The 23803-nt window shown below is 58.2% G+C and carries 25 protein-coding genes; 13 read left to right on the top strand and 12 right to left on the bottom strand.

Annotated elements, in window-relative coordinates; all coding sequences use genetic code 11:
- The first annotated feature begins 57 nt into the window (after nt 1–57).
- Genes nuoG through WG219_20515 form a run of 9 tightly spaced genes read left to right on the top strand, consistent with a single transcriptional unit; the run spans nt 58 to nt 10921 of the window.
- Nucleotides 58–2787: an NADH-quinone oxidoreductase subunit NuoG gene (gene nuoG / locus WG219_20555; protein ID WXL25657.1), complete on the top strand. Its 2730-nt coding sequence runs from the start codon at nt 58–60 to the stop codon at nt 2785–2787.
- Nucleotides 2784–3776 carry an NADH-quinone oxidoreductase subunit NuoH gene (gene nuoH / locus WG219_20550; protein WXL25656.1) on the top strand — a complete coding sequence of 331 codons (993 nt, stop codon included), beginning with the start codon at nt 2784–2786 and terminating at the stop codon, nt 3774–3776. The genes nuoG and nuoH overlap by 4 nt, the downstream gene beginning before the upstream one ends.
- A gap of 12 nt (nt 3777–3788) precedes the next feature.
- The gene (gene nuoI / locus WG219_20545; protein WXL25655.1) at nt 3789–4337 is read left to right on the top strand and encodes an NADH-quinone oxidoreductase subunit NuoI; all 549 of its coding nucleotides are present in this window, start codon (nt 3789–3791) and stop codon (nt 4335–4337) included.
- Nucleotides 4338–4347: 10 nt separating this feature from the next.
- Nucleotides 4348–4857 (top strand): NADH-quinone oxidoreductase subunit J, encoded by a 510-nt coding sequence (gene nuoJ / locus WG219_20540; GenBank protein WXL25654.1) that lies wholly within the window; start codon nt 4348–4350, stop codon nt 4855–4857.
- On the top strand, nt 4854–5162 hold the full coding sequence (gene nuoK, locus WG219_20535; GenBank protein ID WXL25653.1) for an NADH-quinone oxidoreductase subunit NuoK: 309 nt from the start codon (nt 4854–4856) through the stop codon (nt 5160–5162). The genes nuoJ and nuoK overlap by 4 nt, the downstream gene beginning before the upstream one ends.
- Nucleotides 5159–7009, top strand: coding sequence for an NADH-quinone oxidoreductase subunit L (nuoL, locus tag WG219_20530; protein WXL25652.1), 1851 nt, complete (start codon nt 5159–5161; stop codon nt 7007–7009). Before nuoK ends, nuoL begins: the two co-directional genes overlap by 4 nt.
- Nucleotides 7010–7024: 15 nt before the next feature.
- Nucleotides 7025–8554 carry an NADH-quinone oxidoreductase subunit M gene (gene nuoM / locus WG219_20525; GenBank protein WXL25651.1) on the top strand — a complete coding sequence of 510 codons (1530 nt, stop codon included), beginning with the start codon at nt 7025–7027 and terminating at the stop codon, nt 8552–8554.
- A gap of 23 nt (nt 8555–8577) precedes the next feature.
- Complete coding sequence (nuoN, locus tag WG219_20520; GenBank protein ID WXL25650.1) at nt 8578–10044, top strand: NADH-quinone oxidoreductase subunit NuoN; 1467 nt, start codon at nt 8578–8580, stop codon at nt 10042–10044.
- 13 nt (nt 10045–10057) lie between these two features.
- Nucleotides 10058–10921 (top strand): SDR family oxidoreductase, encoded by an 864-nt coding sequence (locus WG219_20515; protein WXL25649.1) that lies wholly within the window; start codon nt 10058–10060, stop codon nt 10919–10921.
- Nucleotides 10922–10924: 3 nt separating this feature from the next.
- Here WG219_20515 and WG219_20510 read toward each other — a convergent pair whose 3' ends face one another.
- From WG219_20510 to WG219_20470, 9 genes are all read right to left on the bottom strand, one after another.
- On the bottom strand, nt 10925–11650 hold the full coding sequence (locus WG219_20510) for a hypothetical protein (protein WXL25648.1): 726 nt from the start codon (nt 11648–11650) through the stop codon (nt 10925–10927).
- Nucleotides 11651–11751: 101 nt separating this feature from the next.
- On the bottom strand, nt 11752–12495 hold the full coding sequence (locus tag WG219_20505; protein ID WXL25647.1) for a TonB family protein: 744 nt from the start codon (nt 12493–12495) through the stop codon (nt 11752–11754).
- Nucleotides 12492–12917 (bottom strand): TonB system transport protein ExbD, encoded by a 426-nt coding sequence (gene exbD, locus WG219_20500; protein WXL25646.1) that lies wholly within the window; start codon nt 12915–12917, stop codon nt 12492–12494. The genes WG219_20505 and exbD overlap by 4 nt, the downstream gene beginning before the upstream one ends.
- A gap of 4 nt (nt 12918–12921) precedes the next feature.
- Nucleotides 12922–13962, bottom strand: coding sequence for a tonB-system energizer ExbB (gene exbB, locus WG219_20495; protein WXL28061.1), 1041 nt, complete (start codon nt 13960–13962; stop codon nt 12922–12924).
- Nucleotides 13963–14252: 290 nt separating this feature from the next.
- Complete coding sequence (locus tag WG219_20490; GenBank protein WXL25645.1) at nt 14253–14633, bottom strand: RidA family protein; 381 nt, start codon at nt 14631–14633, stop codon at nt 14253–14255.
- A 126-nt stretch (nt 14634–14759) separates the two neighbouring features.
- The gene (gene spoT / locus WG219_20485) at nt 14760–16865 is read right to left on the bottom strand and encodes a bifunctional GTP diphosphokinase/guanosine-3',5'-bis pyrophosphate 3'-pyrophosphohydrolase (GenBank protein WXL25644.1); all 2106 of its coding nucleotides are present in this window, start codon (nt 16863–16865) and stop codon (nt 14760–14762) included.
- Nucleotides 16866–16925: 60 nt separating this feature from the next.
- Entirely contained in the window at nt 16926–17189 is a 264-nt protein-coding gene (gene rpoZ, locus WG219_20480) for a DNA-directed RNA polymerase subunit omega (protein WXL25643.1), read from the bottom strand.
- Nucleotides 17190–17304: 115 nt separating this feature from the next.
- A complete protein-coding gene (gmk, locus tag WG219_20475) occupies nt 17305–17925 on the bottom strand; it encodes a guanylate kinase (protein WXL25642.1) in 621 nt (206 codons plus the stop codon).
- A gap of 62 nt (nt 17926–17987) precedes the next feature.
- On the bottom strand, nt 17988–18851 hold the full coding sequence (locus WG219_20470; GenBank protein ID WXL25641.1) for a YicC/YloC family endoribonuclease: 864 nt from the start codon (nt 18849–18851) through the stop codon (nt 17988–17990).
- 138 nt (nt 18852–18989) lie between these two features.
- On the opposite strand from WG219_20470, the gene rph reads away from it, so the two are divergent.
- Together rph and WG219_20460 are read left to right on the top strand one after the other, a co-directional pair.
- Nucleotides 18990–19715, top strand: coding sequence for a ribonuclease PH (gene rph / locus WG219_20465; protein WXL25640.1), 726 nt, complete (start codon nt 18990–18992; stop codon nt 19713–19715).
- 26 nt (nt 19716–19741) lie between these two features.
- Nucleotides 19742–20113 (top strand): DUF4870 domain-containing protein, encoded by a 372-nt coding sequence (locus tag WG219_20460; protein ID WXL25639.1) that lies wholly within the window; start codon nt 19742–19744, stop codon nt 20111–20113.
- A 69-nt stretch (nt 20114–20182) separates the two neighbouring features.
- Here the strand turns inward: WG219_20460 and WG219_20455 are convergent, their stop codons facing one another.
- The gene (locus tag WG219_20455; GenBank protein WXL25638.1) at nt 20183–20962 is read right to left on the bottom strand and encodes an exodeoxyribonuclease III; all 780 of its coding nucleotides are present in this window, start codon (nt 20960–20962) and stop codon (nt 20183–20185) included.
- Nucleotides 20963–21055: 93 nt separating this feature from the next.
- Between WG219_20455 and pyrE the strand changes: the two genes are divergently transcribed.
- Nucleotides 21056–21697: an orotate phosphoribosyltransferase gene (pyrE, locus tag WG219_20450; protein WXL25637.1), complete on the top strand. Its 642-nt coding sequence runs from the start codon at nt 21056–21058 to the stop codon at nt 21695–21697.
- A gap of 25 nt (nt 21698–21722) precedes the next feature.
- Nucleotides 21723–22316, top strand: coding sequence for a DUF4124 domain-containing protein (locus WG219_20445; protein WXL25636.1), 594 nt, complete (start codon nt 21723–21725; stop codon nt 22314–22316).
- A 1-nt stretch (nt 22317) separates the two neighbouring features.
- Here the strand turns inward: WG219_20445 and WG219_20440 are convergent, their stop codons facing one another.
- Together WG219_20440 and argB are read right to left on the bottom strand one after the other, a co-directional pair.
- Nucleotides 22318–22761 (bottom strand): thioesterase family protein, encoded by a 444-nt coding sequence (locus tag WG219_20440; protein WXL25635.1) that lies wholly within the window; start codon nt 22759–22761, stop codon nt 22318–22320.
- A gap of 121 nt (nt 22762–22882) precedes the next feature.
- The gene (argB, locus tag WG219_20435; protein WXL25634.1) at nt 22883–23785 is read right to left on the bottom strand and encodes an acetylglutamate kinase; all 903 of its coding nucleotides are present in this window, start codon (nt 23783–23785) and stop codon (nt 22883–22885) included.
- Nucleotides 23786–23803 lie beyond the last annotated feature (18 nt).

Genomic DNA, 23803 nt, shown 5'->3' with positions numbered 1-23803 from the left:
CACACCGTGATTCCATTAGCCAAGCCTGCTTCGGTGGGCAAAGAAGAAACCTGAACCATGGCCACTATCCACGTAGACGGCAAAGATTTCGAAGTCGATGGGGCGGACAACCTGCTACAGGCCTGTCTGTCTCTGGGGCTCGATATCCCTTACTTCTGCTGGCACCCAGCGCTCGGAAGCGTCGGCGCCTGCCGCCAGTGTGCGGTCAAACAGTACAACGACGAGAACGACACCCGTGGTCGCCTCGTTATGTCCTGCATGACGCCAGCCACTGACAACACCTGGATCTCCATCGACGACGAGGAGGCCAAGCAATTCCGCGCCAGCGTCGTTGAATGGCTGATGACCAACCACCCGCACGATTGTCCGGTGTGCGAGGAGGGCGGTCACTGCCACCTGCAAGACATGACAGTGATGACTGGCCACAACCAGCGCCGTTATCGCTTCACTAAGCGCACCCACCAGAATCAGGAACTCGGCCCGTTCATCGCTCATGAGATGAACCGCTGCATCGCCTGCTACCGCTGCGTGCGTTACTACAAGGATTACGCCGGTGGCACCGATCTGGGGGTCTACGGTGCCCACGACAACGTGTACTTCGGTCGCGTTGAAGACGGCACGCTGGAAAGCGAGTTCTCCGGCAACCTGGTCGAGGTCTGCCCGACCGGTGTGTTCACCGACAAAACGCACTCTGAGCGCTACAACCGTAAGTGGGACATGCAGTTTGCCCCGAGCATCTGCCACGGTTGCTCCAGTGGCTGTAACACCAGCCCAGGTGAGCGTTATGGCGAAATCCGCCGTATCGAAAACCGCTTTAACGGTGATGTGAACCAGTACTTCCTGTGCGACCGTGGCCGCTTCGGTTATGGCTACGTCAACCGCAGCGACCGTCCGCGTCAGCCGCTGCTGCAAAGCGCCAATGGTAGCCAGCAGTTGGGTATCGACGCTGCGCTGGACAAAGCCGCCGAGCTGCTTAAAGGCAAGCGCGTGATCGGTATCGGCTCGCCGCGTGCCAGCCTGGAAAGCAACTTCGCCCTGCGTGAACTGGTTGGCGCAGCCAACTACTCCACCGGCATTGCCGCTGAAGAACTGGCCAATATCCGCCTGATCCGCGACATCCTGCAGAACGGCCCGCTGCCGGTGCCGACCCTGCGTGAAGTGGAACTGCACGACGCCATTTTCGTCCTCGGCGAAGACCTGACGCAAACCGCTGCCCGCATGGCTCTGGCCCTGCGTCAGGCGGTGAAAGGTAAAGCCACCGAAATCGCCGCCTCTGCGCGCATTCAGGACTGGCACATGGCGGCAGTGAACAACGTCGCTCAAGGTGAACTGCACCCGCTGTTTATCGCCAGCGTGGCACCGACCCGTCTGGACGATGTGGCCGAAGCCTGTGTTCATGCCGCGCCGCTTGATCTGGCCCGCATCGGCTTTGCCGTGGCCCACGCCATTGATCCGAGTGCTCCGGCGGTAACCGGTCTGGATGCTGAAGCTAATGAGCTGGTGCAACTGATTGCCGAGGCGCTGCTTGAAGCCAAGCGTCCGCTGGTAGTTGCCGGTGCATCGCTGGGCGAGAAGAGCCTGATTGAGGCCGCTGCCAACATCGCCAGCGCCCTGAAGAACCGTGAAAAACAAGGTTCGATCAGCCTGGTTGTGCCTGAAGCCAACAGCATGGGTCTGGCCCTGCTGGCCGGTGATGACAGCCAGTCGCTGGACGACGCGCTGAACGCCCTCAGCAGCGGTGATGCCGATGCTGTGGTGGTGCTGGAGAACGATCTTTACCGCCGCGCCGACAGCGCCAAGGTGGACGCAGCTCTGGCCGCCGCCAAGGTCGTCATCGTTGCTGATCATCAGCACACCGCTACCAGCGACAAAGCGCACCTGCTACTGCCGGTGGCCAGCTTCGCGGAAGGCGACGGCACGCTGGTCAGTCTGGAAGGCCGCGCTCAGCGCTTCTTCCAAGTGTTCGAACCGAGCTACTACGACAGCAGCATTCTGGTCCGTGAAGGCTGGCGCTGGCTGCACGCCCTGCACAGTACCCTGCAAGGCAAGGCTGTGGACTGGACTCAGCTGGATCAGGTGACTGAAGCCTGTGCCGCCAGTAACACACTGTTGGCCCGTATCGGCGAGGCAGCGCCAAGCGCCTCGTTCCGTATCAAAGGCCTGAAACTGGCCCGTGAGCCGCACCGCTACAGTGGCCGCACCTCCATGCGCGCCAATATCAGCGTGCACGAGCCGCGTCAGCCGCAGGATCAGGATTCGCCGTTTGCTTTCTCTATGGAGGGTTACGCGGGCACTAAAGAAGATCGCCAGCAGATTCCATTCGCCTGGTCGCCGGGTTGGAACTCACCGCAAGCCTGGAACAAGTTCCAGGACGAAGTCGGTGGCCATCTGCGTGCCGGTGATCCGGGTGTACGCCTGATCGAAGCCAAGGGTGACGTGCTGAGCTGGTTTGCAGTACCGGCAGCCTTCAATCCGGAGCAGGGCACGTTGCAGGTTGTACGCCTGCACCACCTGTTCGGCAGTGATGAAACCTCTGCATTGGCTAAGCCGATTCAAGAGCGCATGCCGCAGCCTTACGTGCTGCTGGCAACTGCCGAAGCTGAGCGACTGGGTGCCAAAGAAGGTGCGCTGGTCAGCCTTAACGTAGCCGGTCAGACCCTGCGTCTGCCGCTGCAGGTCAGCGATGATCTCGCCATTGGCGTAGCCGGGCTGCCGGTCGGTCTGCCGGGTATTCCCGCGCTGACTTCGCAAGCTGTAGTCACAGGTCTGCAGGAGGTCGCGCAATGAGCTGGCTGACACCTGAAGTGGTCGATGTGCTGATTGCAGTGCTCAAGGCGCTGGTCATTCTGGTGGTTGTAGTGCTCTGCGGGGCACTGCTGAGCTTTGTCGAACGCCGTCTGTTGGGCTGGTGGCAGGACCGTTATGGTCCGAACCGCGTTGGCCCGTTCGGCATGTTCCAGCTCGGTGCGGACATGATCAAGATGTTCTTCAAGGAAGACTGGACGCCTCCATTCGCCGACAAGTTCATCTTCATCCTCGCGCCGATGATCGCTTTCGCGGCCATGCTGATGGCCTTTGCGATTATTCCGATCACGCCGACCTGGGGTGTGGCGGACCTGAACATCGGTATCTTGTTCTTCTTCGCCATGGCCGGTCTGTCCGTTTACGCGGTGCTGTTCGCCGGTTGGTCGAGTAACAACAAGTTCGCCCTGCTCGGTGCGCTGCGTGCGTCGGCGCAGACTGTGTCTTACGAGGTGTTCCTGGCCTTGGCACTGATGGGCGTGGTGGCGCAGGTCGGCTCGTTCAACATGCGCGACATCGTTGAGTATCAGGCGCAGAACCTGTGGTTCATCATTCCGCAGTTCTTCGGCTTCTGTACCTTCTTTATCGCAGCGGTTGCGGTGACTCACCGTCACCCGTTCGACCAGCCGGAAGCGGAGCAGGAACTGGCTGACGGTTACCACATTGAATATGCCGGTATGAAATGGGGCATGTTCTTCGTTGGTGAATACGTCGCCATCGTCACTGTCTCGGCGCTGCTGGTGACCCTGTTCTTTGGTGGCTGGCACGGGCCGTTCGATCTGCTGCCGCAGATTCCGTTCTTCTGGTTCGCCCTGAAAACCTGCTTCTTCATCATGATCTTCATCTTGCTGCGTGCGTCGATCCCGCGCCCGCGCTATGACCAGGTCATGGCGTTCAGCTGGAAGTTCTGCCTACCGCTGACCCTGATCAACCTGCTGGTGACCGGCGCCTTTGTGCTGGCCGCGGCCCAGTAAGGAGTAATCGCAATGTTCAAATACATCTGGGATGTGCTGGTCGGCACTGCAACCCAACTGCGCAGCCTGGTCATGGTCTTCAGCCATGGCTTCCGCAAGCGCGACACCCTGCAATACCCGGAAGAGCCGGTGTATCTGCCGCCGCGTTACCGTGGCCGTATCGTCCTGACCCGCGACCCCGACGGTGAAGAGCGCTGCGTAGCCTGTAACCTCTGTGCAGTGGCTTGCCCGGTGGGCTGTATCTCCCTGCAAAAGGCAGAGAAAGACGACGGTCGCTGGTATCCGGAGTTCTTCCGCATCAACTTCTCCCGCTGCATCTTCTGCGGCCTGTGCGAAGAAGCCTGCCCGACTACTGCGATCCAGCTCACGCCGGATTTCGAGATGGGCGAGTACAAGCGCCAGGATCTGGTGTACGAGAAAGAAGACCTACTGATTTCCGGCCCGGGCAAAAACCCGGAGTACAACTTCTACCGTGTCTCGGGTATGGCGATTGCTGGCAAGCCGAAAGGCGCTGCCCAGAGCGAAGCCGAACCGATCAACGTCAAAGGCCTGCTGCCCTAAGGAGAGTGCTGTGGAATTTGCTTTCTACCTCGCCGCTGGTGTGGCGGTCGCGGCAACATTCCGGGTGATTACCTCGAGTAACCCGGTGCATGCCCTGTTGTACCTGATCATTTCCCTGCTGGCTGTGGCGATGACCTTCTTCTCTCTCGGCGCGCCCTTTGCCGGGGCCTTGGAAATCATCGTTTACGCCGGTGCCATCATGGTGCTGTTCGTGTTCGTGGTGATGATGCTCAACCTCGGCCATGCCGCCGTGGAGCAGGAACGCAAATGGCTGACCCCAGGCATCTGGGCCGGGCCTGCGATTCTCTCGGCGCTGCTGCTGGGTCAATTGCTCTATGTGCTGTTCCAATCCCCGAGCGGTGCTGCGCTGGGGCTGGAAACGGTTGATGCGAAAGCGGTGGGTATTTCCCTGTTTGGCCCGTATCTGCTGGTGGTCGAACTGGCTTCCATGCTGCTGCTGGGTGCGCTGGTCAGCGCTTATCACCTGGGTCGCCACGATGCCAAGGAGCCAACTGCATGAATGCTATTCCTCTGGAGCACGGCCTGGCGCTGGCCGGCGTGCTGTTCAGCCTCGGTCTGATTGGCCTGATGGTGCGCCGCAACATCCTGTTCGTGCTGATGAGCCTGGAAATCATGATGAACGCTACGGCGCTGGCCTTTGTGGTCGCAGGCAGTCGCTGGGTTCAACCAGATGGCCAGGTGATGTTCATTCTGGTGATTACGTTGGCGGCCGCTGAGGCCTCCATCGGTCTGGCGATTCTGTTGCAGCTGTATCGCCGCTTTAACACCCTCGATGTCGACGCTGCCAGCGAGATGCGCGGATGAACCTCTTATTCCTGACTCTAGTGTTTCCACTGATCGGCTGGTTCCTGCTGGCCTTCTCCCGTGGGCGTTTCTCCGAGAATCTGTCCGCGCTGATCGGCGTTGGCTCGGTGGGTTTGTCGGCGCTGGTTTCAGCCTGGCTGATCTTCCAGTTCAACACCAACCCACCGGCTGATGGTGTCTACACCCAGCAGTTGTGGCAGTGGATGAGCGTGGCCGGTTTCGCGCCGACCTTCACCCTGTATCTGGATGGCCTGTCGCTGACCATGCTCGGCGTGGTGACCGGTGTGGGCTTCCTGATCCACATGTTCGCCAGTTGGTACATGCGCGGTGAAGAGGGCTACTCGCGCTTCTTTGCTTACACCAACCTGTTCATCTTCAGCATGTTGCTGCTGGTACTGGGCGATAACCTGCTGGTGCTGTTCTTCGGTTGGGAAGGCGTGGGCCTGTGCTCGTATCTGCTGATCGGCTTCTACTTCAAGCACGTTCCGAACGGCAACGCAGCGCTGAAAGCCTTTATCGTCACCCGTATCGGTGACGTGTTCCTGATGATCGGCTTGTTCCTGCTGTTCCTCAACCTCGGCACCCTGAACATTCAGGAACTGATGGTGCTGGCGCCGCAGAAGTACGTGGAAGGCGACACTTGGCTGTGGCTGGCGACCCTGATGCTGCTGGGCGGTGCTGTGGGTAAATCGGCGCAACTGCCGCTGCAAACCTGGCTGGCTGATGCGATGGCAGGCCCGACTCCGGTGTCGGCGCTGATCCACGCGGCGACCATGGTGACCGCAGGTGTTTACCTGATTGCCCGTACCAACGGCCTGTTCCTGCTGACCCCGGACATCCTTGAGCTGGTCGGTATCGTCGGTGGCGTGACGCTGGTGTTGGCAGGTTTTGCCGCACTGGTACAGACCGACATCAAGCGCATTTTGGCTTACTCGACTATGAGCCAGATCGGCTACATGTTCCTCGCCCTCGGCGTGGGTGCATGGGATGCGGCAATCTTCCACCTGATGACCCACGCCTTCTTCAAGGCCCTGCTGTTCCTTGCTTCCGGTGCGGTGATCAACGCCTGCCACCACGAGCAGAACATCTTCAAGATGGGCGGCCTGTGGAAAAAACTGCCGTTGGCCTACGCCAGCTTTATCGTCGGTGGCGCTGCGCTGGCAGCTCTGCCGCTGATTACCGCCGGTTTCTGGTCCAAGGATGAGATCCTCTGGGAAGCCTTCGCCAGTGGCCATCAAGAGCTGCTGTACGCAGGTCTGGCCGGTGCCTTCCTGACGTCGATTTACACCTTCCGCCTGATCTTCATCGCCTTCCACGGCGAGCAGAAGACCGAAGCCCACGCAGGTCATGGCATTGCCTACAACCTGCCGCTTATGGTGCTGATTGTGTTGTCGACTTTTGTCGGCGCGCTGATCACTCCGCCGCTGGCCGGTGTTCTGCCGGAAAGCGCGGGGCATGCCGGTGGCGACTTCAAGCACACGCTGGAAATTATCTCCGGTGTGGTGGCGGTGATCGGTATCGTACTGGCGGCGTTGCTGTTCCTCGGCAAGCGCAGCTTTGCCACCGCCGTAGCGCAGAGCGGGCCGGGTCGTTTCCTGTCGGCTTGGTGGTTCGCTGCCTGGGGCTTCGATTGGTTGTATGACAAGGTCTTTGTGCAGCCGTACCTGTTCCTCTGCCGCATTCTGAATCTGGATCCGATCGACCGCACGATTGGTCTGGTGCCGCGTCTGGTCCGGGGCGGTAACGCGCTGGTGACCCGCAGCGAGACGGGGCAGGTGCGCTGGTATGCAACTTCGATCGCCGGGGGCGCCGTGTTGGTGCTCGCCGTCCTCCTGTTTCTGAACTAAGGAAAATAGCCCGTCATGATACTGCCCTGGCTAATCCTGATTCCCTTTATCGGCGGCTTCCTCTGCTGGTTCTGCGAGCATTTCAGCAAAACCATGCCCCGCTGGATCGCCTTGATTACCATGCTCCTGCTGTTTGGTCTGGGGCTTTGGCTGTGGGCCACTGGCGATTTCAGCCTGGCCCCGGCACCTGAGACTGGCCCGGTCTGGGCGGCTGAGTTCCAGCTGCCGTGGATCTCCCGTCTGGGCATCAGCATCCATCTGGCCCTTGATGGCCTGTCGCTGCTGATGATTGTCCTCACCGGTCTGCTCGGTGTGCTGTCGGTGCTGTGCTCGTGGAACGAGATCAACCACCGCATCGGCTTCTTCCACCTCAACCTGATGTGGATTCTCGGTGGTGTGGTCGGTGTCTTCCTCGCGGTTGACCTGTTCCTGTTCTTCTTCTTCTGGGAAATGATGCTGGTGCCGATGTACTTCCTCATCGCGCTCTGGGGTCATAGCGGCAGTGCTGGCAAAACCCGCATCACCGCTGCCACCAAGTTCTTCATCTACACCCAGGCCAGCGGCCTGATCATGTTGGTGGCGATCCTTGGCCTGGTGTTTGTGCACTTCAACCAGACCGGCGTGCTGACCTTCAACTACGCCGACCTGCTGAAAACCGAACTGGCACCGGGCACTGAGTACATCCTGATGCTCGGCTTCTTCATCGCCTTTGCGGTGAAGTTCCCGGTGGTGCCGTTCCACTCCTGGCTGCCGGATGCTCACGCTCAGGCGCCGACCGCAGGCTCCGTGGACCTGGCTGGTATTCTGTTGAAGACCGCTGCTTACGGCCTGCTGCGTTTTGCCCTGCCGCTGTTCCCTAATGCCTCCGCTGAGTTCGCACCGATTGCGCAGTGGCTGGGTGTGTTTGCCATTGGCTATGGTGCTCTGCTGGCCTTCTCGCAGACTGACATAAAGCGTCTGGTCGCGTACTCCAGCGTCTCGCACATGGGCTTCGTGCTGATCGCTATCTACTCCGCCAGCGAAATTGCCCTGCAAGGCGCGGTGGTACAGATGGTCGCTCACGGTCTAAGCGCTGCGGCACTGTTTATCCTCAGTGGCCAGCTGTATGAGCGTTTGCACACCCGTGACATGCGTGAGATGGGCGGTAGCTGGGCGCGTATGCCGTGGTTGCCTGCCATCAGCCTGTTCTTTGCGGCGGCTGCATTGGGTCTGCCGGGTACCGGCAACTTCGTCGGCGAGTTCCTGATCCTGATCGGCAGCTTCGCCAGCGCGCCGTGGGTCACTGTACTGGCCGCTGTGGGGCTGGTGCTGGGGTCGGTGTACTCGCTGATCATGATTCACCGTGCTTACTTCGGTCAGCCGAAAGCTGAGTCCGCTCTGAAAGGCCTGAACTTCCGTGAGATGTCCATGGTCCTGGGGCTGGCAGTGCTGCTGATCCTGCTTGGTGTATATCCGCAACCGGTGCTCGATACCTCTGCTGCCAGCATGCAGGGCGTGCATCAGTGGATGGATAACGCCATCAATCAATCTGTTTTGGCACGGTAAGCTGCTCAATGGAAAGTCATGCTATGCAATTCACGACTCAACATTTCATCGCGCTGCTGCCGCTGCTGATTACCAGTGCCACGTTGGTACTGGTAATGCTGGCAATTGCTTGGAAGCGCAACCATAGCGTCACCTTTGGCCTTTCGGTGGTGGGGCTCAACCTGGCTCTGCTGTCGCTGCTGCCTGCGCTGGGCGTGACACCGATTGAAGTGACGCCGCTGCTGTTGGTGGACAAGTTTGCTTGCTACTACATGGCGCTGGTACTGGCCGCTACGCTGGCCTGCGTCACGCTGATTCACGCCTACCTCGGCGGTGACTCTGGCAAAGGCTATCCGGGCAACCGCGAAGAGCTGTACCTGCTGATGCTGCTGTCGGCAGCGGGCGGTCTGGTTCTGGTCAGTGCGCAGCATCTGGCCGGTCTGTTCATTGGCCTGGAGCTGCTGTCAGTGCCGACCTACGGCATGATCGCCTACGCCTTCTTCAACAAGCGTTCGCTGGAAGCCGGTATCAAGTACATGGTGCTGTCGGCCGCTGGTTCGGCCTTCCTGCTGTTCGGTATGGCGCTGCTGTATGCCGACTCTGGCAACATGACCTTTGCGACTATCGGCGCCAAGCTGGCAGCTGATGGCTTGCCGAGCATGATTGTGCAGATTGGTGTGGGCATGATGCTGATTGGCCTTGCCTTCAAACTTTCGCTGGTGCCGTTCCACCTGTGGACGCCGGATGTATATGAAGGTGCTCCAGCGCCAGTTTCCGCCTTCCTTGCCACCGCCAGTAAGGTTGCAGTCTTTGCTGTGTTGCTGCGCCTGTATCAGATGTCGCCTGCGGCAGCCGGTGGTTGGCTGACGGACGTGATGACCGTTATTGCGGTTGCCTCAATCCTGATCGGTAACCTGCTGGCGCTGTTGCAGAACAACCTGAAGCGTCTGCTGGGTTACTCCTCCATCGCTCACTTCGGTTACCTGCTGGTGGCGTTGATCGCGAGTAAAGGCTTGGCCGTTGAGGCGATTGGCGTGTACCTGGCCACTTATGTGCTGACCAGCCTGGGTGCTTTCGGTGTGATCACTCTGATGTCCACACCGTACAGCGGCCGCGATGCTGATGCGCTGTTCGAATACCGTGGCCTGTTCTGGCGTCGCCCGTACCTGACGGCGGTGCTGACCGTGATGATGCTGTCGCTGGCGGGTATTCCGCTGACAGCTGGCTTTATCGGTAAGTTCTTTGTGATTGCTGCTGGCGTGGAAGCCCATGAGTGGCTGTTGCTGGGAGCGATGGTGATCGGTAGTGCTATTGGTGTGTTCTATTACCTGCGGGTGATGGTCACCATGTTCATGGTTGAGCCGAACCTGCAGCGCCGTGATGCTGATCTGCACTGGGCGCAGCGCGCTGGCGGCATCATGCTGCTGTTGGTCGCACTGTTGACCTTCGTCCTGGGTGTGTACCCGCAGCCGTTGCTGGGGCTGGTTCAGCTCGCGGTCATCGGTTCCTGATGTGAGCACAGCTATGTCGACTCGCCACAGCCTGATGATTGCCGGATGTGGCGATGTCGGCAGCCGCCTCGGCCAGCAGCTGCATGCTGCTGGCTGGCAGGTCTATGGCCTGCGTCGTGACACCCGCCAATTGCCGCCCGGCATCCTCCCTGTTGCAGGCGATCTGCAGCAGTCCACGCCTCCTGAGTCTTGGCCCGAATCTGCTTTGGATTATCTGGTCTATTGCGCCGCTGCGAACCAGCACGATGAGGCGGGCTATCGCGCCGCTTATGTGGACGGCTTGCAGCATGTGCTGGATTGGCTTGATCAGCATGGTCAGCGGCCCAAGCGGATTGTGTTTGTCTCCAGCAGCAGTGTGTACGGCCAACAAGACGGTAGCTGGGTAGATGAAACCACTGAAGCTATCGCGGAAGGGTTTTCAGGTCGGGTGATGCGTGAGGCTGAACAGCGGGTTTTGGCCTGTGGCCTTCCTGCCACCGTGGTACGCCTGACGGGTATTTACGGCCCTGGCCGCGAGTGGCTGTTGCGTCAGGTTCGGGAGGGATATCGAGTCGCGATAGAGCCGCCGTTGTATGGTAATCGCATCCATGCCGATGATGCTGCTGGTTTGCTCGCCTATTTGTTGCAAGCGGATGTGCAGGGCAGGGCGTTGGATGAATGCTATATCGGTGTGGACGACGCCCCTGCGCCACTGCATGAGGTGGTTGATTGGTTACGGGCGCGTTTGCAAGTCAGTCACTGGGCTGACGAAGCCAGTGTGCGCCGTGCTGGTAGCAAGCGCTGCAGTAATGCCCGGGCGAGGGCGTTGGGCTGGCAGCCAGCCTACCCGAGCTACCGGGAAGGCTATGAGATGATCTTGCAGGCCAAAGGGCTCTGAGCCTCAGCGCAGAACCAGCTTCCAGCGTTGTGGCCCTTTGCGGTAGGAGGCGATTTCCCCGGCTGGTGCCTGGTTGATCGCTTCATAAACCCGCATGTCGCTGCCCTCACGTTCAAACAGCCAGCTGTCCCCCTGATTGCCCAGTTGCAGCCAGATGCCGTCGCTGTCGCCATTCATCGCTGCACAGTCTCCGCCCAGGCACAGGGCATAGCGCTCGGCGCCGGGCAGGCCCTTAACGCTGCCATCTGCTGCAAACTGAACAAGTCCACCGCGACCGATGCCTTCTTTGATCTCCCAGGTGCCGCCCATATAAGCCGTGTACAGGGCTTGGATAAAGGTGCCGCCGATGTTGGGAGCGCTTTGCTTGGCAGCATTGAAGTGCTGCTCCGGCCAGGTATCGCTGGCTGCCTGAATCAGTTTGCCGGAAGAGACTTTCAGGGACTCCTGAATATCTGTGTTGAAGATCGCCCGGTATTGGCCATCCGCCTCCCGTGTCAGTTGCCCTTCGTACTGCTGGTAGCCATTGCTGACGCTCGCACGCTGGTGCGCCAGATCAATCTGCCACTCCAGATTGGGCCCATAGGCCAACAAGGCTTCGTGCAGGTTGCCGTTACTGACGGCAGCATCAATGGCGGTCTGATTGATCCAGACACCACTGGGGTCTTTGGGGGAACTGGCACAGCCAACCAGCATGAGGCTGGCTAACAGGGCAGGCAGCAGGCGGTACATGCGTATCCTCGGTGCAAAATGCTAATGCTGAGCAGGATAGCGGCGAGTTGAAGGCAGGTCGATAAAGGAAGCGCCACAGCGGTGAAGCTGTGGCGCGAGGATCAGCGGGTCAGCTCGAAGTTGAGCGGGAAATTCAGGCTTACATTACCGTTGCCGAGCAGCTCTTTGGGTGGTTGTGGCACCGGGCTGGCGCGGCGCAGTTGAACCAGTACGTCACGGTCGAAGCTGGCACGGGCTGTGGAGTCCTTCACCTTAGCTTGCAGAATGTCGCCACTTGGCGTCACCTCAAAGCTCAAGGTTACGGTGTGGCGGTCGCCAATCCGACTGAAGCGACGCTCACGATCCGGGTAATGCATACGGCGGCTCAGGTGTGCATGAACCTTAGCCAACCAAACATTCCGCAGGCTTTCGTTACTGGCTGCAGGACGACCTGGAGCTGCTTCAGCTGCTTTTGGCGCTGTAGGTGCCGTATTTGCAGTGGACTCGCTTTGGGGCTGAGTCTGCGCAGGCTTCTCCGGAACGGGCTGTGGTTTAGGCTGGGGCTTAGGCTCCGGCGGTTTCGGCCGTGGCTTGGGCTTAGGCTTGGGTTGCTCAATCACCAGTTTCGGCTTGGGTGCTTCAACAACCTTAGGCAGAGGCTCTGGCTCTGGTTCGACCACAGGTTGCGGAGCCGGCGCTGGAGGCGGTGCCAGCGGCTGGAGTTCTACCATCATGGCTGCGGGCGGAGCCTCGATGGCAATGGCCTCAGGCTTCCAGTACAGCGCCCAGAGGAACACGCCGATGTGCACAGCCAGCACTAGGATCAGGCTGGCAGCCCAGTATAAGTCGCGTCTGCTGTTTGTCATTGCGCGCCGATCGTCTCAAGTCCTACCAGGCCGATCTTCAGGTAACCTGCTGTGCGCAGGCTATCCATGACATTCATCAGATCTGCGTATTCCACACCCTTGTCGCCACGGACAAAGATGGTTTTTTCTTTATCTGCCTGAGTCAGCTTATCTAAGGCACCGCCAAGTTGTTCAGCGGAAACCTGCTCCTCTCCGAGGTACAGGCTTTTGTCTTCCTTGATGCTCAAGTAGATAGGTTTATCCGGGCGTGGCGCAGGCTTTGCTGTTGACGCTGGCAGGTCGATCTTCACATCAACCGTTGCCAGCGGCGCTGCGACCATGAAGATGATCAGCAGCACGAGCATGACGTCGATAAAAGGGGTGACGTTTATCTCGTGGTTTTCCTGGAGATCATCACCGCTGTCATTCAGGTGCAGACCCATAGGTTCATACCGCCCTTACAACCGGAGAGGTTTGAGGACGATCAGTGGTGTTGCAGTCCAGATCACGGCTGACCATCAGCAGCACCTGTGCAGAAGCATCACCAACTTGCGCCTTGTAACTGGCGATGGACCGGGCGAATACGTTGTAGATGATCACCGCAGGAATCGCAGCAACCAGACCGATTGCCGTCGCCAGAAGGGCTTCGGCAATACCAGGCGCCACAACAGCAAGGTTGGTGGTCTGGGATTTGGCGATCCCGATAAAGCTGTTCATGATCCCCCATACGGTACCGAACAGACCCACGAAAGGTGCTGTTGAACCGATGGTGGCAAGCACGCCGGTGCCCTTGGTCATGTCGCGGCCACAGGCGGCAACAAGGCGTTCAAGACGGAAGCTGACACGGTCTTTAATACCGTCTTTGAGCTTGCTGCTGGCTGAAAGGTTGAGTTCGTCTCGTGCATCTTCAATCAGCACAGTGGTGATGCTGTTTTTGTCACGAGGTTGGTCAGCGGCCTGCTGCAGGGTGCGGGCGCTTTTCAGGTCAAGCAGTTCGCGGCGCAGGCGGCGGCGGGCAGTCACCAGCTCAATGGTTTTGGCCAGCCAAACGGTCCACGTCAGGATAGAGGCCAGCACCAGACCAATCATCACGGCCTTAACCACGATGTCGGCGTTTTGATACATGCCCCATGGCGAGAGGTCATGAAGCATGGCTTCGGGCTCTTCGACGGCGGCGTCAGTGAGCGCGTTGTACTGGTTGAGCAGGAGGTCGGCCTGTGTGGCGTCGAGCCCGGCCTCTTGGATGAATTGCTGCTGAGCTGCATTAATTTGCTCTTGAGTCGCTTCGGCGCCCAGGGCAGTGATTTTCGCTTGCAGTGCAGTGAGTTGAGGATCTTGAGGGGCTTGCAGCGGTGTAGCGGAGGTCTTGTCTGTAGCGGGAGTTACGGGAGTGCCGGTTGCCGGGGCTGCTACCGCGGTAGGTGCTTGCACCGGTTGGGTTGCTGCAGGTTCATCGGCAAAACCGCTGAGTGGCAGAAGCGTCAGCATAGCCAGACAGAATGGGCGAAGACGTTGCAGTGCGCGGGGCGTCTTTGTTTGAAGTCTTGCTTGCAGTGAGAGCATATCGGCCAAACCTGAATGTGAAAGATGAGCAGGCACTCGCCGGGGTAGACGAGACAGACAATGCAATCATTATTGCAAATAGTTCTCAATAAATAAATACGCCGACAGGCAATCCGCTGGTAGAACGCTCAAGGTAGGACGGTTTGGGAGTCGGAGAGGTAGGGATAAAACAGGCGGGGTAGGAGAAGGCGGAGCAAGCGCTCCGCCCTAAGGGCTTATTCCAGAACCAGAATAGCGTCCATTTCAACTTGAGCCCCACGCGGCAGAGCGGCAATGCCGATGGCGGCGCGGGCTGGGTATGGCTGCTCGAAATAGCGGCCCATGATCTCGTTCACTTTGGCGAAGTTGGACAGGTCAGTCAGGAAGATATTGAGTTTGACGATGTCTTTGAATGAGCCGCCTGCGGCTTCAGCAACGGCTTTAAGGTTTTCGAAAACCTGTACGGTCTGTTCTTCAAACCCTTCCACCAGTTCCATGGTTTTTGGGTCAAGTGGGATCTGGCCGGACATATAGACGGTGTTGCCAGCCTTGATGGCCTGAGAGTAAGTGCCGATGGCAGCCGGGGCCTTGTCGCTGTTGATAACGCTCTTGCTCATGGGGACTCCAGAAGGTTGCTGACGTAGTGCTGCAGGTGCTGGGTGCACCTGCAACGTAGACCCCCTAGATTCGGTGATTGCTCGGGCGCTGTCAAAGCTCAAGTGCTTGATCAGGCGTGGACAGACTTAAGCCTTGGCCCGGGTAATGCGGATGATGCCGTGCAAGGTACGCAGTTTCTTGATGACGCGGGCCAGATGAACACGGTCATGTACGCTGACCACCAGCTGAACCACGCTGGTGCGCCCGTCGCGCTCGTCCATGCTGATCTTCTCGATGTTGCCATCGGCGGCGTTAACGCTGCTGGCCAGCAGGGCGATCAGGCCGCGCTGGTGCTCCAGCTCGACGCGCAGTTCCACGTTGAATTCGCCGGTGACGTCTTTGGCCCAAGACAGCTGGACGCATTTCTCTGGGTTCTGGCGGATTTCGCCGATGTTTTTGCAGCTTTCCAGGTGCACCACCATGCCTTTACCGGCCGAGAGGTGACCCACAATCGGGTCGCCTGGAATCGGTGTACAACATTTGGCGTAGCTGAGCACCAGCCCTTCGGTACCGCGAATGGCCAGTGGGCCTTCGCTGCTGGGCAGGGTTTCTTCGTTATCGCTGAGCAGGCGGCGCGCGACCACGTAAGCCATGCGGTTGCCCAGGCCAATGTCTTCCAGCAGGTCTTCGGTCAGTTCCAGGCGGTACTCGTTGAGTACAGCTTCGATACGTTCAACGGGCAGCGCATCCAGGTGACTGTTGAAACTGGCCAGAACCTTGTTCAGCAGGCGTTCGCCCAGGCTGATGGACTCCGAGCGACGCTGTTGCTTGAGCGCATGGCGGATATGGGTGCGCGCTTTACCGGTTACCACGAAGTTGAGCCACGCGGGGTTTGCACGGGTGCCTGGCGCGGTCACGATTTCCACCGTGGAGCCGCTTTCCAGCGGCTGCGACAGCGGCGCAAGACGGCGGTTGATGCGGCAGGCAATACAGGTGTTGCCGACGTCGGTGTGAACCGCGTAGGCAAAGTCGACCGCTGTGGAGCCCTTCGGCAGTTCCATGATGCGGCCTTTGGGCGTGAACACGTAAACCTCGTCCGGGAACAGGTCGATCTTCACGCTCTCGATAAATTCCAACGAGTTGCCAGCACGTTGCTGCATTTCCAGAACGCCTTTGACCCATTGGCGGGCGCGGGCGTGGCTGCCTTTAGGCTGCTCTTCATTGGATTTGTACAGCCAGTGTGCGGCAATGCCGTTGTTGGCCAGTTCTTCCATCTCGCGGGTGCGGATCTGAATCTCAATCGGTACACCATGCATGCCGAACAGCGTGGTGTGCAGCGACTGATAGCCGTTGGCTTTGGGGATCGCGATGTAATCTTTGAAGCGGCCAGGAAGAGGCTTGTACAAATTATGCACAGCACCGAGTACGCGGTAGCAGGTGTCGACCTTGTCGACCACGATGCGGAAGGCGTAAACATCCATAATCTCGTTGAATGCTTTGCGCTTGCCGCGCATCTTTTTATAGATGCTGAACAGATGCTTCTCGCGGCCCATCACCTCGCCACGCATGCCCTCGCGGGCCAGGCAGTTGATGATAGACTCTTCGATTTTATTGACGATTTCATTGCGGTTGCCACGTGCGCGTTTGACGGCGGCACGGATACGCTCGGCGCGCATCGGGTGCATGGCTTTGAAACCAAGGTCTTCGAACTCGATGCGCATGCTGTGCATGCCCAAACGGTTGGCAATCGGTGCGTAAATTTCCAGGGTTTCTTTGGCGATGCGGCGGCGTTTCTCGCCGGACAGCACTTCCAGCGTGCGCATGTTGTGCAGCCGGTCAGCCAGTTTTACCAGGATTACGCGGATGTCGCGGGCCATGGCCATAGCCATTTTCTGGAAGTTTTCAGCCTGGGCTTCGGCCTTGGTTTCGAAGTTCATCTGGGTCAGTTTGCTGACCCCATCCACCAGCTCTGCCACAGATTCGCCAAACTGGGCGTTCAGGGCTTCTTTGGCAATGCCAGTGTCTTCGATCACGTCATGGAGCATGGCTGCCATCAGGCTCTGATGGTCCATGTGCATGTCGGCCAAGATGTTCGCCACCGCCAATGGGTGGGTCACATAGGGCTCGCCACTACGACGGCGCTGGCCGTCGTGGGCTTGTTCGGCGTAGTAATACGCCCGGCGAACAAGGTTTACCTCGTCGCCGTCGAGGTAGGTCGAAAGCCGTTGGGCCAGATCATCTATGCTTGGCATGGACGTTCTCCCTGCTGCTGCAGAGGGCGATGGGCCTGAGGAATTCGACCAGGCATAGTCTTACAGCGACTCGTTGGCATCTTCCTCGAACGCAGCGAACAGCGGTTCTTCTTCAACGATGTCTTCCTGGGCAACTACGTCGTAGTTCACCAGACCTTCAGCGATTTCACGCAGGGCAACAACGGTTGGTTTGTCGTTGTCCCATTCTACTTTGGGTTCTTTGCCGCCGGTGGCCAGTTGGCGCGCACGCTTGGTGGCAAGCATGACCAGCTCAAAGCGGTTATCGACGTTGTTCAGGCAATCTTCAACGGTAACGCGGGCCATGGTATTCCTCGATGCGACATAAATAAGAGCAGAAAAAGGTGCCTGCATAATACAGGCGGACTGAATAGTTTAAAAAATCACCAGCAAATAGGGAAGTGCTGTTTGCCGGATGCACTCAGGCCAGTAACTCACTGAGCAAGCCACTGTGGCGTTGCTGTTGGGCGCCCTGCAACAGTTGGTTGGCGCGGAAGATGGCTTTCAGATCGCTGAGGGCATGGCTGAAGTCATCGTTGATAACCAGATAGTCGTACTCAACGTAATGGCTCATCTCGCTGACGGCCTCATGCATGCGGCGTTCAATGATTTCGCCGCTGTCCTGGCCGCGGTTGGTCAGGCGGTGGCGCAAGGCTTCCTGAGTGGGAGGCAGGATGAAGATGGATTTGGCCTCCGGCATCAGGCGGCGGACTTGTTGGGCACCTTGCCAATCGATTTCCAGAATCAAGTCAAAGCCTGCTTTCAGCGTCTGCTCAACCCACTCTTGTGAGGTGCCGTAGAGGTTGCCGAACACCTCGGCGTGTTCAAGAAAGGCGCTTCGGCCGAGCATTTCATTGAATTGCTCGTGATTAACGAAGTGGTAGTTCACGCCGTCTATTTCACCGGGACGCATGGCGCGGGTGGTGTGTGAAACGGAGACGCGGATGCTCGCTTCGCTGTCAATCAGGGCCTTGACCAAGCTGGTTTTGCCCGCGCCGGAGGGAGCGGAAACGATGTAAAGAGTGCCTGTGGTAACGGTCATAGGGTGATCCTGATCATGCCAGTTGTAGGGTGGTTGCTCAGCGCTGCAGGCTGTCGCGTGGCTTATTCGATATTCTGGACCTGCTCGCGCATTTGCTCGATCAGGACCTTGAGGTTGACGGCTGCTTGAGTGCTGCGGGTGTCGAACGCCTTGGAACCCAGGGTATTGGCTTCGCGGTTAAGTTCCTGCATGAGGAAGTCCAAGCGTCGGCCTGCAGCACCACCGCTTTTGAGTACGCGGCGAACTTCAGTGACATGGGTGCTTAAACGGTCCAGCTCTTCAGCAACATCGCTCTTCTGGGCGAGAATCACCAGCTCTTGCTCAAGGCGTTGTGGGTCGAGGTCGACCTTCATTTCTGCGCAGCGGTCGAGAATCTTCTGGCGCTGGCCTGCCAGCATTTGCGGGACTTGTTCGCGCAACGTGCTGACTTGTTCAAGGATGGCATCCAGGCGCTCGTTGAGCAGCTTGGCCAGCTCAGTGCCTTCCCGCTCGCGGCCTGCTTTGAGCTCGTCCAGCGCCTGCTTGAATAGCGTCATAGCGCGTTGATTCAGTGCTTGTGGGTCGACTGCATCGCCCACTAGGACGCCTGGCCAGCCTAAAACTTCGAGCGGGTTGAGCGGTGCCGGTTGTTTGATCAGGGCTGCAACGCTTTCGGCAGCTTTGATGAGTTGCTCCGCTCGGTTGAGGTCTACTTGCAGGGATTTATCTGCGCTGCTGTCGGCAAAGCGCAGGGTGCACTCAACCTTACCACGGGACAAACCGTTACGCAGGGCTTCACGCACAGCGCCTTCCAGGTCGCGGAAAGCTTCAGGCAGGCGCAGGTGAGGCTCCAGATAGCGATGGTTGACCGAGCGCAGTTCCCAGCTCAGGGTGCCGTTGGTGTCCGCCTGTTCGGTGCGGGCAAAGGCAGTCATGCTGTGGATCATGGGGTAAACCTCGCGAAATGGTTAACGAAAGGCGCTGGATTGTAGCGCAGTGAGTCGATGGCGCCCAATTCAGCATAGCTTCGTCACGATACCGCCCTATAATGCCCGGCAGATTTTCCTTAAAAGTAGGTATCGCTAATGAAACGTCCAAGTGACCGCGCCGCCGATCAGTTGCGCCCGATCCGTATTACCCGCAACTACACCAAGCATGCCGAAGGTTCGGTACTGGTTGAATTCGGCGACACCAAAGTGATCTGTACGGTCAGTGTCGAATCTGGCGTTCCACGTTTCCTGAAAGGTCAGGGGCAGGGATGGCTGACCGCCGAGTACGGCATGCTGCCGCGCTCCACCGGTGATCGTAACCAGCGTGAGGCTAGCCGTGGCAAGCAGGGTGGCCGTACTTTGGAAATCCAGCGCCTGATCGGTCGCTCGCTGCGCGCTGCGTTGGATATGAGCAAGCTGGGTGAGAACACCCTGTATGTCGACTGCGACGTGATCCAGGCTGACGGCGGCACACGCACCGCTTCCATCACCGGTTCGATGGTGGCGCTGGTGGATGCGCTTAAAGTGCTGAAAAAGCGCGGCGCACTTAAAGGTGAGCCGCTCAAGCAGATGATTGCGGCGGTATCCGTTGGCATTTATCAGGGCGTGCCGGTACTGGATCTGGACTATCTTGAAGACTCCGCTGCTGAAACAGACCTGAACGTAGTTATGACCAGCGCGGGTGGCTTTATTGAAATTCAGGGCACTGCCGAAGGTGCTCCGTTCCAGCCGGCAGAACTGAATGCCATGCTGGAGTTGGCACAAAAAGGTATGGCTGATCTGTTCAGCGTGCAGCAAGCAGCGCTGGCGGATAATCAGTAACTTCACGCAAGGAAGAGAGGATGCCCATGACTGACGAGCTTCAATTGCCACAACAAACCCCCGGCGCCGATGCGCGGCAGTGGGCGATGTTCTGCCATTTTGCTGCGTTTGCCGGTTTGATCATTCCGTTCGGCAACATCGTCGGGCCACTGCTTATTTGGCAGCTGAAAAAGGACATGGACCCGTTTGTCGATGCACAGGGTAAGGAAGCGCTCAACTTCCAGATTACTGTCGCGCTCGCAGCACTGGTGTGTTTTGGTTTGATGGTTGTGCTGATCGGTTTCCCGCTGCTGATGCTGGTGAGTTTGACTGCATTCGTGCTGACCGTGATCGCAGGGGTTAAGGCCAATGAGGGTAAGGATTACCGCTATCCTTTCACATTGCGTCTGGTGAAGTAGGCCTCACACACGTGGGCCACAAACAAAAAACCGCAGCCAGGCTGCGGTTTTTTGTGGGCGGGATTTGACTCAGATGCTTAGCGTCCAGTCGTAATCCACGATCAGTGGCGCATGCTGCGAGAAGCGAGGCTGGCGCGGCATCCGTGCGTTACGCACACTGCGGCGCATGCCCTGGGTCAGCAGCTGATAGTCGAAGCGATAGCCCAGGTTAAGCATTTCGGCTTGTTCGCTGTCTGGCCACCAACTGAACAGGTCACCCTCGCGGGTGACTTCGCGCAGGGCGTCGACATACCCCATGTTGCCCGTCACTTCGTCCATCCAGGCGCGCTCAGGTGCCAGGAAGCCCGGAGACTGTTGGCAGTCGCGCCAGTTTTTGACATCCAGCTTCTGGTGGGCAACGTAGAACGAACCGCAATAGATGTACTCGCGGCGCTTACGGCGTTGCTTGTCCAGAAAATGGGTGAAGTCGTCCATGAACTTGAACTTCTGGTTCAAGTTCTCATCACCATGACGGCCCGAAGGCATCAGGACTGTAGCAATACTTACTTTGTCAAAATCAGCTTGCAGGTAACGCCCGTAGCGGTCGGCCATTTCAAAGCCCAAACCACTGATTACCGCCTTGGGTTGCAATCGGGAGTACAGGGCCACGCCACCAAGGCTTGGCACTTCTGCATCACAGGCATAAAGGAAATAGCCATCCAGTTGGAGGGCTTGGTCGTCCAGTTCAAAGGCGGAAGCGCGAGTATCCTGCAGGCAGATGACGTCAGCATTCTGTGCTTGCAGCCAGCTGAGAAGTCCCCGCTCGACTGCTGCATGAATGCCATTCACGTTCACACTGATGATCCGCATAAATGGCCCCTAAAATCGCGTGCGTGTATGATACCCGAGCTCTCCTGCAATTGGTTAAATTCCTAGCAATTCCGTACCGTCCGAGACTTTTTCATGCAAGCGTACCAGCGTGATTTCATTCGTTTTGCCATTGAGCGCGGTGTTCTGCGCTTTGGTCAGTTCACCCTCAAGTCCGGGCGTGTCAGCCCCTATTTCTTCAATGCCGGCTTGTTCGACAGCGGTTTGGCCCTGGCACAGCTGGGGCGTTTCTACGCAGCCGCTGTTGTAGACAGCGGGATCGACTTCGACGTTCTGTTTGGCCCTGCATATAAAGGTATTCCGTTGGCGGCGACGACAGCCGTTGCCCTGGCTGAGCATCACCAGCGTGATCTGCCGTGGTGTTTTAACCGTAAAGAGGCCAAAGATCACGGTGAAGGTGGCACGCTGGTGGGGGCGCCACTGCAAGGCCGTGTACTGATCATAGATGACGTAATCACCGCCGGTACGGCCATTCGCGAGGTCATGCAAATTATTGATGGCCAAGGTGCTCAGGCATCGGGCGTTTTGATCGCGCTGAACCGTCAAGAACGGGGCAAAGGCGAGCTTTCTGCAATTCAGGAAGTTGAGCGTGATTTTAAAATGCCAGTAATTAGTATTGTTTCCTTGGAGCAGGTGCTGGAATATCTGGCAGGTGATGCTGAATTGAAGCAGCATTTGCCAGCTGTTGAAGCCTACCGTGCGGAGTACGGTATCTGACCTGACCAACCAAGGTGATGCATTGATGCTGAGGAACGCCCTGTCCTGTTGTTCGTTGGTAATGAGTGTGTGCCTGTCGACGTCTGTCGTGGCCGCCGAGCTGTACCGCTATGTGGATAACAAAGGGGTGACGGTCCTCAGCCGTCAGGGTGTGCCGCCTGAAGTTGTTGCCAAGGGCTACGATGTGCTCAATGAGCAGGGGCGCGTTATCCGTGTCGTGCCCCCGGCGCCTACGGCAGAGGAGTTGGAGAAACTCAAGGCTGAAAAGGCTCGCGCCCGCTCTGACGAGCAGCTGCTTCGCCTTTACAGCACGCCGGATGACGTTGATCGCGCCCGTGAGCGCAAGTTTGCCGAAATTGACGGGTTGCTCGGGATCGCTAAAGGCAACCTGCAGGCGTCCATTACCCAGCAGGGTAACTTGCAGAGCCAAGCTGCTGATCACGAACGCTCAGGGCGTGAAGTACCTGCTCACCTGTTGCAACAGATTGATGCGCAGCGCACCGAGCAAAAACGCCTGAATGCAGATATCAAACGCTACGAAACCGCCCGCACAGACGCCGAAAAAAGCTTCACCGAAGACCGTCAGCGTTTAGAAGAGCTGCTTCAGCAAATACGCTGATCTAGTGCTGAGGCGGGCACTTCTCGTAAGCCGTTATCTTTTCCTTCAGCCAGTCCGGTAGCGGTTGGCTGATGCGCTCGGTGGTATTGGCGCGGACGTAAATCACTTCACCGCTGGTGAGTAATTCATTGTTACGCCAGATTCCCATGAAAAAACTCATGCTCGAGTTGCCGAAACGGGCAGTGCGTATGCCAATTTCCAGCGCATCGTCAAAATAGGCTGGGGCGTTGTATTCGAGCGTGGATTTTCTGACAAAAAAATCGCTGCCGTCGCGACTCAGGTCTGTGGGGTATTTGATGCCCAGTTCCCGGTAGTACTCCGTAATGGCTACATCTGCATAGGTCAGGTAGTGACCATTGAAGACGATGTTCTGCGGGTCCACTTCAGACCAGCGTACACGCAGGTGGTGAAAGAAGCGGAAGTCATCGCGGGAGAGTGTGCTCATGGCGGCTCGGCTGATCGTGAAGTCGTGTGCTGAGCTTGTCCGTTCAAGGTGCAGGAGACAAGCAGCAGAGAGGCAGGTCAGGCGGGCGAATCAGCCAATGGACTGATTCGCCATGCCAGTGTCAGCGCTTGCGGTTGCTGATGAGGGTACCAACACCAGTATCGGTGAAGATTTCCAGCAGGATGGCATTCGGGACGCGTCCGTCGATGATCAGCGAGCTGCCGACACCGCCTTGAACCGCTTCCAGGGCGCAGCGGATCTTCGGCAGCATGCCGCCGTAGATGGTGCCGTCGGCGATCAGCTCATCGACTTGCTGGGTGCTGAGGCCCGTTAGCACCTTGCCTTCTTTATCCATCAGGCCGGCGATGTTGGTCAGCAGCATGAGCTTTTCAGCTTTCAGCGCTTCGGCCACTTTGCCTGCTACCAAGTCGGCGTTGATGTTGTAGGACTCGCCGTCCGGGCCAACGCCAATGGGGGCGATCACCGGGATAAAGTCGCCCTGTACCAGCAGGTTGAGCAGGTCGGTGTTGATGCTGACTACTTCGCCGACCTGGCCGATATCAATGATTTCCGGCTTGGTCATCTCCGGAGTCTGGCGAGTAACGGTCAGCTTTTTCGCACGGATCAGCTGAGCATCTTTACCGGTCAGGCCGATGGCATTGCCGCCGTGGCTGTTGATCAGGTTAACGATGGACTTGTTGACCTGGCCGCCAAGAACCATTTCTACCACGTCCATGGTTTGTGCATCGGTCACGCGCATGCCGTCGATAAAGTGGCTTTCGATGGACAGACGCTTGAGCAAATCACCGATTTGCGGGCCGCCACCGTGCACCACGACGGGGTTGATGCCGACTGCTTTCATCAGCACGATGTCGCGGGCAAAGCCGGTTTTCAGCTCTTCGCTTTCCATGGCGTTGCCGCCGTATTTGATTACCAGCGTCTTGCCGACATAGCGGCGGATGTAGGGTAGCGCCTCGGACAATACCTTGGCGGTATGGGCAGCAGCCTCGCGTTCGATGGTCATTCAGGGCTCCAGTTGGGC

Origin of the sequence: Pseudomonas mendocina (assembly GCA_037482215.1) — a bacterium.
Taxonomy (GTDB): domain Bacteria; phylum Pseudomonadota; class Gammaproteobacteria; order Pseudomonadales; family Pseudomonadaceae; genus Aquipseudomonas; species Aquipseudomonas mendocina_E.
The sequence above is the reverse complement of the archived record's forward strand: the minus strand, read 5'-3'. Positions and strand labels throughout refer to the sequence as shown.

Bases quoted from the DNA above. Each gene is read 5' to 3' on its own strand.
- nuoG (WXL25657.1), top strand. From the start codon at position 58: ATGGCCACTATCCACGTAGACGGCAAAGATTTCGAAGTCGATGGGGCG.
- nuoH (WXL25656.1), top strand. From the start codon at position 2,784: ATGAGCTGGCTGACACCTGAAGTGGTCGATGTGCTGATTGCAGTGCTC.
- nuoI (WXL25655.1), top strand. From the start codon at position 3,789: ATGTTCAAATACATCTGGGATGTGCTGGTCGGCACTGCAACCCAACTG.
- nuoK (WXL25653.1), top strand. From the start codon at position 4,854: ATGAATGCTATTCCTCTGGAGCACGGCCTGGCGCTGGCCGGCGTGCTG.
- nuoL (WXL25652.1), top strand. From the start codon at position 5,159: ATGAACCTCTTATTCCTGACTCTAGTGTTTCCACTGATCGGCTGGTTC.
- nuoM (WXL25651.1), top strand. From the start codon at position 7,025: ATGATACTGCCCTGGCTAATCCTGATTCCCTTTATCGGCGGCTTCCTC.
- nuoN (WXL25650.1), top strand. From the start codon at position 8,578: ATGCAATTCACGACTCAACATTTCATCGCGCTGCTGCCGCTGCTGATT.
- WG219_20515 (WXL25649.1), top strand. From the start codon at position 10,058: ATGTCGACTCGCCACAGCCTGATGATTGCCGGATGTGGCGATGTCGGC.
- WG219_20510 (WXL25648.1), bottom strand. From the start codon at position 11,650: ATGTACCGCCTGCTGCCTGCCCTGTTAGCCAGCCTCATGCTGGTTGGC.
- WG219_20505 (WXL25647.1), bottom strand. From the start codon at position 12,495: ATGACAAACAGCAGACGCGACTTATACTGGGCTGCCAGCCTGATCCTA.
- exbD (WXL25646.1), bottom strand. From the start codon at position 12,917: ATGGGTCTGCACCTGAATGACAGCGGTGATGATCTCCAGGAAAACCAC.
- exbB (WXL28061.1), bottom strand. From the start codon at position 13,962: ATGCTGACGCTTCTGCCACTCAGCGGTTTTGCCGATGAACCTGCAGCA.
- WG219_20490 (WXL25645.1), bottom strand. From the start codon at position 14,633: ATGAGCAAGAGCGTTATCAACAGCGACAAGGCCCCGGCTGCCATCGGC.
- spoT (WXL25644.1), bottom strand. From the start codon at position 16,865: ATGCCAAGCATAGATGATCTGGCCCAACGGCTTTCGACCTACCTCGAC.
- rpoZ (WXL25643.1), bottom strand. From the start codon at position 17,189: ATGGCCCGCGTTACCGTTGAAGATTGCCTGAACAACGTCGATAACCGC.
- gmk (WXL25642.1), bottom strand. From the start codon at position 17,925: ATGACCGTTACCACAGGCACTCTTTACATCGTTTCCGCTCCCTCCGGC.
- WG219_20470 (WXL25641.1), bottom strand. From the start codon at position 18,851: ATGATCCACAGCATGACTGCCTTTGCCCGCACCGAACAGGCGGACACC.
- rph (WXL25640.1), top strand. From the start codon at position 18,990: ATGAAACGTCCAAGTGACCGCGCCGCCGATCAGTTGCGCCCGATCCGT.
- WG219_20460 (WXL25639.1), top strand. From the start codon at position 19,742: ATGACTGACGAGCTTCAATTGCCACAACAAACCCCCGGCGCCGATGCG.
- WG219_20455 (WXL25638.1), bottom strand. From the start codon at position 20,962: ATGCGGATCATCAGTGTGAACGTGAATGGCATTCATGCAGCAGTCGAG.
- pyrE (WXL25637.1), top strand. From the start codon at position 21,056: ATGCAAGCGTACCAGCGTGATTTCATTCGTTTTGCCATTGAGCGCGGT.
- WG219_20445 (WXL25636.1), top strand. From the start codon at position 21,723: ATGCTGAGGAACGCCCTGTCCTGTTGTTCGTTGGTAATGAGTGTGTGC.
- WG219_20440 (WXL25635.1), bottom strand. From the start codon at position 22,761: ATGAGCACACTCTCCCGCGATGACTTCCGCTTCTTTCACCACCTGCGT.
- argB (WXL25634.1), bottom strand. From the start codon at position 23,785: ATGACCATCGAACGCGAGGCTGCTGCCCATACCGCCAAGGTATTGTCC.